This is a genomic window from Pseudonocardia sp. KRD291 (assembly GCF_019263595.1).
Classification (GTDB): Bacteria; Actinomycetota; Actinomycetes; order Mycobacteriales; family Pseudonocardiaceae; genus Pseudonocardia.
On sequence record NZ_JADQDD010000300.1, the window covers coordinates 1 to 7,258 of the forward strand.

Consider the following 7,258-nt stretch of genomic DNA (forward strand, 5'->3'; position numbering starts at 1 on the left):
GCATCAGCGCGGCGAGGCCGTGCTGAGCCATGTCGACGACGCCGGTGCGGCCCGCATGGTGGACGTCTCGGACAAGCAGGCGGGCCGCCGCACCGCCGTCGCGACCGGCGTCCTGCGCACCACCGCCGAGGTGATCGGCCTGCTGCACGGCGACGGGCTGCCCAAGGGCGACGCCCTGGCCACCGCGCGGATCGCCGGAATCATGGGCGCCAAGCGCACCCCCGACCTGGTGCCGCTGTGCCACCCGATCGCGATCAGCGGCGTGACGCTGGACCTCGACGCGCGCGGGGACCGGATCGACATCCGTGCCGAGGTGCGCACGACCGACCGCACGGGCGTGGAGATGGAGGCCCTGACCGCCGTCACGGTGGCCGGGCTGACCCTGCACGACATGATCAAGGCCGTCGACCCGGCGGCCGTGCTGGACGCGGTCCGGGTGGAGCGCAAGGACGGCGGCAAGACCGGCACGTGGGTGCGCGCCGACGCCGGCGGGGAGAAGTCGTGAGCGACCGGGAGCGGACCGCCCGGGTCGTCACCGCCTCGAACCGGGCCGCGGCGGGCGTCTACGCCGACCGCGGCGGGCCGTTGATCGTCGACTGGCTGCGCGGTCGCGGCTACACGACGCCGGACCCGGCCGTCGTGCCGGACGGCGACCCGGTCGGCGAGGCGCTGCGCGCGGCCGTCGCCGACGGGGTCGACGTGGTGATCACGACCGGAGGGACGGGCATCTCCCCCACCGACGCCACTCCGGAGACCACCCGGGCCGTCCTGGACTACGAGGTACCCGGCCTGGCCGACGCGATCCGCGACGCCGGGGCCCCGACGGTCCCCACGGCGGTACTGTCGCGCGGCCTCGCCGGCGTCGCGGGCCGCACGCTGGTGGTGAACCTGCCCGGGTCCACCGGCGGCGTCCGCGACGGCCTCGGCGTGCTGGAGAACGTGCTCGACCACGCCGTCGACCAGCTGCACGGAGGAGACCACCGATGACCACTCCGGACGTCACGGCCCAGGTCGTGCGCGCCGCCGTCGGCTCCGAACCGCTCGACGTCGACGAGCACGCCCGCCTGGTCGAGCACGCCGGGGCCGGTGCGGTCGTCACGTTCGCCGGGGTCGTGCGCGACCACGACGGCGGCCGGTCGGTGCGCGGCCTGGAGTACAGCGCCCACCCCACCGCGTCCTCGGTGGTCGGGCAGGTGGCCGCGGACGTCGCGGCGCGGGCCACCGGGGTGCGGGCGATCGCGGTCAGCCACCGCGTCGGGCCGCTGGAGATCGGGGACGTCGCGCTGGCCTGCGCGGTCGCCGCGGACCACCGCCGCGCGGCGTTCGAGGTGTGCGCCGAGCTCGTCGACGAGGTGAAGCGCCTGCTGCCGGTGTGGAAGCACCAGCGCTTCGTCGACGGCGACGACGAGTGGGTCAACTCGACCTGAGCGCCCGCGAGGAGCCACCCGGGACGACGACGCCCGGGCACCGGGAGGGAGCGGTGTCCCTCCGGCCCCCGGGCCGTCGCCCGGCGCAGCGCGAGTAGCGGCTCAGCGCATGCGCAGCTGCTGCCCCACGGCCAGCACGTCCGGGTCGGCCAGGCCGTTGAGCGAGGCCAGGGACCCGACGCTGGTGCCGTTCGCGGCGGCGATCTTCGACAGCGTCTCGCCCGCGGCGACGGTGTGCCCGCCGGCGATCGGGGCGGACTTCGGAGCGGCCTTGGAGGTGGCCTTCGGGGCCGCCTGGGGGGCGGACTGCCTCTTCGCCTTCGGGGCGGACTTCTTCTCCGGCTCGGCGGCGGCGTTGACCCGCTTGGAGGTCTCGGCCTTCCCGCTGGCCCCGGTCTTCTTCGAGCAGCTCGGCCAGGCGTTCCAGCCCTGGGCGGCGAGCACCCGCTCGGCGACGGCGATCTGCTCCGAGCGGCTCGCGCCCGACGCCGACCCGCTGCCGCCGTAGGCCTTCCAGGTGGACGGGGAGAACTGGAGCCCACCGGCGTAGCCGTTACCCGTGTTCGTCGACCAGTCGCCGCCGCTCTCGCACTGGGCGAGGGCGTCCCACGTGTCGTCGGGGGCTGCGGAGGCGGTACCGGCGATCGCGGCCGATGCGCCGACGGCGACGGCTCCCGCCACAGTCAGGCGCAGGAGACTTCGACCCTTGGTTCCCTTGTTCATTGCTGGCTCCACCGCGCCGACCGAGAGTTCTTCGGGGCCGACCGGGCACGGATGTGCCCGCCGATCGTCGCGGGGGGTGCGTCGAGTCGGGACCCGGGGAGCGGCGCCGTCGTCGGCGTCGGTCGGAAAGAACTCCTCGTCCCTGTCCCGTCCTTCTGTCTCGACGGACCGGCGAACCGCGGGACAGGGAGCCGGCGCGGCGATTCCGGATGCATTCGGACCGATCAGGCAGATCGACCGAAGCGAGACAGTACGTTTTCCCCGGTATCGGAAGTCAATGCAGGAATCGGTGGCCGGAATCACTGTTACATGCCTGTAATTATCAGATAACCGTTAAACCTGCAGGTCGGGGCGTCTACATCACGGTTGTATCACGCAGACGTAAATAGAACCAGAACGGAAGGATTGACACGGTGAGACGAGTCCGTCGTCACTTTCCGTTGATTACTCTTCTACACACAGTGACCACTGAACGACGGCGCCCGATGTGGCCGGGGACCCGTCCATCCTGCATGCTGGCCAGGTGAACGCTCCCGTATCCGACGGCTCCGCCAGGTCCGTGCCCGGCAGCCCGGCCGAGCTGGCCACCGCGCTGCGCGCCACCGGCTACCTGGCCGACGACGGCCTCGCGACGGCGGCCTATCTCGCCATGCAGATGAACCGTCCGCTGTTCTGCGAGGGGGAGCCGGGCACCGGCAAGACCGCGTTGGCCCAGGCACTGGCCCAGACCATGGGCGCCGAGCTGATCCGCCTGCAGTGCCACGACGGCATCGACGCCGGCCAGGCCCTCTACGACTGGGACTTCCCGCGCCAGCTGCTGCACCTGCGCGCGCTCGAGGCGGCCGCGAGCGCGGGCGACACGACGCTCGACCCGGACGGCATCGAGGCCTCTCTCTACGACAAGCGCTTCCTGCTCGCCCGGCCGATCCTGCGGGCGCTGCAGACCAGCCCGTCGGTGCTGCTGATCGACGAGATCGACCGCGCGGACGACGAGTTCGAGGCCTTCCTGCTGGAGGTGCTGACCGAGCACGCCGTCACCATCCCGGAGGTCGGCGAGATCCGGGCGACCACCCCGCCGGTCGTGGTGCTGACCTCCAACCGCACCCGCGAGGTGCACGACGCGCTCAAGCGCCGTTGCCTCTACCTCTGGCTCGACCACCCGGACGTCAACCGGGAGATCGAGATCCTGCACAGCCGCCTGCCCGACCTGCCGGACCTCCTCGCCGCCCAGGTCGCGGGTGCCGCGCACAAGCTGCGCCAGTCCGACCTGATCAAGCCGCCCGGCGTCGCCGAGTCACTGGACTGGGCCCGCGCGCTGCAGCTCGTCGGGGCCCGGCACCTCGACGTCGAGAGCGCCGCGCGCACGCTGGGCGCGGTGCTGAAGTACCGCGAGGACGCCGACCGGGTGCGCAACCAGCTCGACGCGCTGCTCGCGTCCTAGGACCCGATCGCCATGGCGCGAACCTCACCGCCGACACCCACCGACACCGACGCCGGGTCCGGCGGCGACCCGGTCCTCGGGCTGGTCGGATTCGCCGAGGTGCTGCGCAGCGCGGGGGTCCCGGTCACCACCGACCGGGTGGCGGCGTTCCTGCAGGCGCTCGACTCCCTCGACGTCACCAGCCGGATGCAGACCTACTGGGCCGGACGGCTCACGCTCTGCTCCGACCCGGACGACATCGTCCGCTACGACATGGCCTTCGAGGCGTGGTTCGAGCCGCAGCAGGGGGGACGCACCCGGGTCCGCGACGACCGTCCGCCACCGGCGCCGAAGCTCGCCTCGCTGGCCCCCACCCGCGAGGGCGACGGCGAGGACGACGAGCAGGAGGCCGGCCCGGAGATCAAGGCCGCGGCCACCGGCACCGAGGTGCTGCGCAGCCGCGACCTGGCCGAGCTCTCCGGGGCCGAGCGCGAGCACCTGCGACGGCTGCTGGCCCTGCTGCGCCCGGACCCGCCGACCCGGGCGTCGCGGCGCAAGCGCCGGTCCCGGCACGGCGAGGCCGACCCGGACCGCACGCTGCGCGCCGCCCTGCGCAACCACGGCGAGCTGCGCGAGATCCGCCGACGCGACGTCTCCCGGCGCCCGCGCAAGGTGGTGCTGCTGATCGACGTCTCCGGGTCGATGGAGCCCTACGCCGACGCGCTGCTGCGCTTCGCGCACGTGTTCGTCCGGCGCTCGCCGCGCTCGGTGGAGGCGTTCACCCTCGGCACCCGGCTCACCCGGATCACCCGCGAGCTGCGCCAGCGCGACGCCGAGCGGGCCCTGGCCTCGGCCGGCAGGGCGATCCCGGACTGGTCCGGCGGCACCCGCCTGGGCGAGGTGCTGGCCGCGTTCGTGAACCGCTGGGGCCAGCGCGGCGCGGCCCGGCGCGCGGTCGTCGTCGTGTTCTCCGACGGCTGGGAACGCGGCGAGACCGACCTGCTCGGCACCCAGGTCCAGCGGCTGTCCCGGCTGGCGCACCAGCTGGTCTGGGTCAACCCGCACGCGGGCAAGGACGGCTACGCCCCGGTCCAGGGCGGAATAGTCGCGGCCCTGCCGTACTTGGACCAACTGTTGGCCGGGCACAGCCTGGACACACTGGAGAAGCTCCTCAAGGTGGTGCGTGATGCGTGACGTGATCGATCAGCTCGAGGGCTGGTGGAAGAACGGCGAGCCGGCCGCGCTGGCGACCGTGGTCGGGACGTTCCGCTCCGCGCCGCGGCAGCCGGGCGCGTCGATGCTGGTCGGACCGGGCGGCGAGGCCGTCGGCAGCGTGTCCGGCGGCTGCGTCGAGGGCGCGGTCTACGAGCTCGGCCAGCAGGTGCTCGACGAGGACCGCCCGGTCCTGCAGCGCTACGGCGTCTCCGACGACGACGCGTTCGCCGTGGGCCTCACCTGTGGCGGCATCCTGGACGTCTTCGTGGAGAAGGTGTCGCCGGAGAGCTACGAACAGTTCGGCCGGATCGCCGAGGCCATCCGGGACGAGAGCCCGGTCGCCGTGGCCACCGTCGTGGCCGGACCGTCCGAGCGTCTCGGCACGCGCCTGATCGTCTGGCCGGACTCGGTCGAGGGCGGCACCGGCTCGTCCCGGATCGACGACGCGGTGGGCGACGACGTGCGCGGCCTGCTCGACTCCGGGCGCAACGCGATGCTGACCTACGGCGTCGACGGCCAGCGCCGCGGTGAGGGCCTGTCGGTGTTCGTGGAGTCGTTCGCCCCGCCGCCCCGCATGATCGTGTTCGGCGCGATCGACTTCGCCGCGGCGGTGGCGCGGATGGGCTCGTTCCTCGGGTTCCGGGTGACCGTGTGCGACGCCCGCCCGGTGTTCGCCACGGCCAGCCGGTTCCCCGGCGCGAACGAGGTCATCGTGGAGTGGCCGCACCGCTACCTGCAGGCCGAGGCCGACGCGGGCCGGATCGACGGCCGCACCGCGCTGTGCGTGCTGACCCACGACCCGAAGTTCGACGTGCCGCTGCTGGAGGTCGCACTGCGGCTTCCCGAGGTCGGCTACATCGGCGCGATGGGCTCGCGGCGCACCCACGACGACCGGCTCGAACGGCTCCGGGAGAACGGCGTGACCGACGCCGAGATCGCCAAGATGTCCTCGCCGATCGGCCTGGACCTCGGTGCCCGCACCCCGGAGGAGACCGCGGTCTCGATCGCCGCCGAGATGATCGCCCAGCACTGGGGCGGCGCCGGCGCGCGGCTGGCCGAGCGGGAGGGGCCGATCCACGCGTCCTGAGCCCCGCCCTCGGCCGGTCCCCCGCCCGTCCTTTCGGACAGGCGTGCGGAGAACCGGACGGCGAATCGTGGGGTCGCGAGGGGGTGTCGCCCTGTAGCCTCGCGACAACACACTCGACGTGCCCGAACGCGGAAAGTCACGACGTCGTCCTGGAGGGCAATGTGGTCCTCACCGGAGGTACCGGCCATGCCGGAGACACGGTGCCGCTTCTCGACGAGGACACAGTGGCGGCCCCACCCGGCCGTCCCCGCGAAGGCAGCCCGCGGCTGTCCAAGTTCCACGCACCGGAGATCGTCTTCGGGAACGACTCCCTCGCCGAGGCCGCGCACGCCGCGGTCCGGCTCGGCGCGAGCCGCCCGTTCGTCGTCACCGACCCGGGGCTGACCGAGACCGGCTGGCCGGCCGAGCTGCTGCGCCACATGCGCGCGGCCGGGCTCCGGCCCCAGCTCTGGAACGAGATCACGCCGAACCCGAAGGACCACGAGATCCAGGCCGGGCACCAGCGCTACATGGCATCGGGCTGCGACGTCGTGCTCGGCATCGGCGGCGGGTCGGTGATCGACGCGGCCAAGGGCGTCGCGCTGCTGGCCGCCAACGGCGGCACCATCGGTGACTACGAGGGCATCGACCGGATCGCCAACCCGATCCCGCCACTGGTGATGATCCCCTCCACGTCGGGCACCGGCGCGGACGTCTCGCAGTTCTGCATCATCACCGACACCGCGCGCCTCACCAAGATCACGATCATGGGACGGGCCCTGGTCCCGGACGTCTCGGTGATCGACCCGCGGCTGCTGGTCACGATGCCGGACTGGCTCAACGCGGCCACCGGCCTGGACGCCCTGACCCACGGCATCGAGGCGTTCGTCTCGCTGGCGCACGGCCCGCTCACCGACACCCACGCGCTGCACGCCGTCGCCCTGGTGCACGGCAACCTGCCGACCACGATGATCCACCGCCGCGACGACGGCGCCCGCTCGGCGATGGCCCAGGCCGCCCTCGAGGCGGGTCTGGCGTTCACCAACGCCATCCTCGGTGCCACGCACGCGATGAGCCACCAGGTCGGCGGCATGCTCGACCTGCCGCACGGCGTGATCAACGGGGTGCTGCTGCCGCACGTGATCCGGTTCAACGGCGCCGACGAGCCGACCCGGTTCGTGCCGATCGCGCAGGCGATGGGCCTGCCGGCCCGTCCGGGGATGCCCGGCGACGAGGCCGTCGACATGGTGGCCACCGAGGTCCGCAAGCTGGCCGACGAGGTCGGCGTGCCGACCGGGCTGGCCGCGCTCGGCGTGCGGGACCAGGACGTCCCCCGCCTGGCCCGGCTGACCCTCGGCGACGCGTGCCTGACGACGAACCCGCGCACGGCCTCGGTCGAACAGATCG

The 7,258-nt window shown here is 73.2% G+C and carries 6 protein-coding genes and 1 pseudogene; 6 read left to right on the forward strand and 1 reads right to left on the reverse strand.

All coding sequences use genetic code 11. The features are described from left to right. Positions 1 to 19 precede the first annotated feature (19 nt). The gene (gene moaC / locus I4I78_RS27700; protein ID WP_308252401.1) at positions 20 to 505 is read left to right on the forward strand and encodes a cyclic pyranopterin monophosphate synthase MoaC; all 486 of its coding nucleotides are present in this window, start codon (positions 20 to 22) and stop codon (positions 503 to 505) included. Beyond that, positions 502 to 1,427, forward strand: a pseudogene (locus I4I78_RS33595) (molybdenum cofactor biosynthesis protein MoaE). Before moaC ends, I4I78_RS33595 begins: the two are co-directional and overlap by 4 nt. Before the next feature lie 102 nt (positions 1,428 to 1,529). Here I4I78_RS33595 and I4I78_RS27715 read toward each other — a convergent pair. Continuing rightward, the gene (locus tag I4I78_RS27715) at positions 1,530 to 2,150 is read right to left on the reverse strand and encodes a transglycosylase family protein (RefSeq protein ID WP_218614446.1); all 621 of its coding nucleotides are present in this window, start codon (positions 2,148 to 2,150) and stop codon (positions 1,530 to 1,532) included. A 523-nt stretch (positions 2,151 to 2,673) separates the two neighbouring features. Between I4I78_RS27715 and I4I78_RS27720 the strand changes: the two genes are divergently transcribed. The 4 genes from I4I78_RS27720 to I4I78_RS27735 all read left to right on the forward strand — a co-directional run. Further along, positions 2,674 to 3,591 carry a MoxR family ATPase gene (locus tag I4I78_RS27720; protein ID WP_308252399.1) on the forward strand — a complete coding sequence of 306 codons (918 nt, stop codon included), beginning with the start codon at positions 2,674 to 2,676 and terminating at the stop codon, positions 3,589 to 3,591. Between the two features lie 12 nt (positions 3,592 to 3,603). Further along, entirely contained in the window at positions 3,604 to 4,764 is a 1,161-nt protein-coding gene (locus I4I78_RS27725; protein ID WP_218614447.1) for a VWA domain-containing protein, read from the forward strand. Further along, positions 4,757 to 5,872 (forward strand): XdhC/CoxI family protein, encoded by a 1,116-nt coding sequence (locus I4I78_RS27730; protein ID WP_218614448.1) that lies wholly within the window; start codon positions 4,757 to 4,759, stop codon positions 5,870 to 5,872. Before I4I78_RS27725 ends, I4I78_RS27730 begins: the two co-directional genes overlap by 8 nt. 200 nt (positions 5,873 to 6,072) lie before the next feature. Then, on the forward strand, positions 6,073 to 7,258 hold a 1,186-nt coding region (locus tag I4I78_RS27735; protein ID WP_308252400.1), incomplete at its 3' end, for an iron-containing alcohol dehydrogenase.